Source organism: Bradyrhizobium sp. MI1.3, from assembly GCF_055811695.1.
This window is the reverse complement of record NZ_JBVVPQ010000193.1, coordinates 1-1,791: the sequence shown is the minus strand read 5'-3', so window position 1 is coordinate 1,791 and position 1,791 is coordinate 1. Positions and strand designations below refer to the sequence as shown.

Below are 1,791 nucleotides of genomic sequence, written 5' to 3'. Positions count from 1 at the left end.
CGACAAGGCCAAGGTCGAGCAGGCCGTCCTCATCGTCGAGCGCTGGCTGCTCGGCCGCCTGCGCCATCGCACCTTCTACAGCCTGGCCGAGGTCAATGCGGCGATCGGCGAACTGCTCACGAGGCTGAATGAGGAACGGCCGATCCGGCGGCTCGGCGTGACACGCCGCCGGTTGCTCGAGGAGGTCGACCGGCCGGCGCTCAAGCCATTGCCGGCGTCCCCCTATGTCCTCGCCGAGTGGCGGATCCGCCGCGTCAGTCTCGATTGCCACGTCGAGGTGGAGAAGCATTACTACAGCGTTCCGCATCGCTTCGCCCGCGCCGAGGTCGAGGTGCGGTTCACGGCCCGTACCGTCGAGATCTTCCACAAGGGCGAGCGGATCGCCGCGCATCAGCGCATGAGCGGCAATCACAAACACACCACCGTGCCGGAGCACATGGCCTCCAGCCATCGGCGCTACGCCGGCTGGACCATCGCGCGTATCCGCCAGGACGCCGCCGCGATCGGGCCGGCGACCAGCGCGTTGTGCGACCTCATTCTCGACGAGCGCTCGCACCCCGAGCAAGGCTTCCGCGCCTGCCTCGGCATCCTCAGGCTCGCCGCCTCCTATGGGCGCGAACGGCTGGACGCCGCGGCTGCGCGGGCAATCGACATCGGCGCGCGCACCTATGGCTCGGTCAAGTCGATCCTCGCCAACAATCTCGATCGGCGTTCTGCTCACCAGCGTTCCGCGGACGATGCGCCGATCCTGCATGCCAACATCCGCGGACCGCGCTACTACAATTAGGAGATCATCCCTTGCTCACCCATCCGACCCTCGACCGCCTCAACGCCCTCGGCCTCCACGGCATGGCCAAGGCCCGAAGCCACCGGTGAGGCCGCAAGCCTCGGTCACACCGAATGGCTTGCGCTGCTGCTCGAACGTGAAGCCTCGCTGCGGCATGACAAACGGCTCGCCACTCGCCTGCGTTACGCCAAGCTGCGCCAGCAGGCGTGCGTCGAGGACATCGACTACCGCACCCCGCGCGGTCTCGACCGCTCGCTGTTCGCTAAGCTTGTCGAGGGCCGCTGGATCGACGACCACGTCAATCTCCTGATCTGCGGCCCGGCCGGCGTTGGCAAGAGTTGGCTCGCCTCGGCGCTCGGCCACAAGGCCTGTCGCGACAATCGCTCCGTGCTCTATCAGCGCGTCCCGCGACTGTTCGACGATCTGGCGCTCGCCCGCGGCGACGGCCGCCATCCACGCCTGTTGCGCGGCCTTGGCCGTGTCGATCTGCTAATCCTCGATGATTGGGGACTCGAGCCGCTCGACGCCGGTGCCCGTCACGACCTCCTGGAAATCCTCGAAGATCGCTACGGTCATCGCTCCACCATCGTCACCAGCCAGCTCCCCTTGGACCAGTGGCATCTGCTCATTGGAGATCCCACCTATGCCGACGCCGTGCTCGATCGCCTCGTCCACAATGCCCATCGGCTCGACCTCACCGGTGAGAGCCTGCGCCGAACCCGGCAATCCGCCCGAAGGACTTGAGCCCGTGGCGCTGTGGACATGCCGCTGCGCTTGGACAACGCAATCGCGTCGCCCACATGCCCACAGCAACCGCAGAAGAAGAAAAACAGGTTGAAGTCGCGATTCCAGATTGACCACGCGGCTTGACCGATGCCAGAGAACCAGCCGGCCAGAACGCCTCGCCGCTGGGCGAGATCAAATCGGAAAGGTGGGCGACATCGTCTCGGAATCCACGGGCGACTTCATATCGGTACGCCTGGGCGACTTCGTCGGAATCCGCA

At 66.1% G+C, this 1,791-nt stretch carries 1 protein-coding gene and 1 pseudogene; both read left to right on the top strand.

What is annotated here, in order from left to right; all coding sequences use genetic code 11:
* Nucleotides 1-787 (top strand): Mu transposase domain-containing protein (locus AC0L3A_RS40565; protein ID WP_473256561.1); only part of this gene is annotated, 787 nt, incomplete at its 5' end.
* Nucleotides 788-798: 11 nt separating this feature from the next.
* Nucleotides 799-1,531: pseudogene (gene istB, locus AC0L3A_RS40560) on the top strand (IS21-like element helper ATPase IstB).
* Nucleotides 1,532-1,791 lie beyond the last annotated feature (260 nt).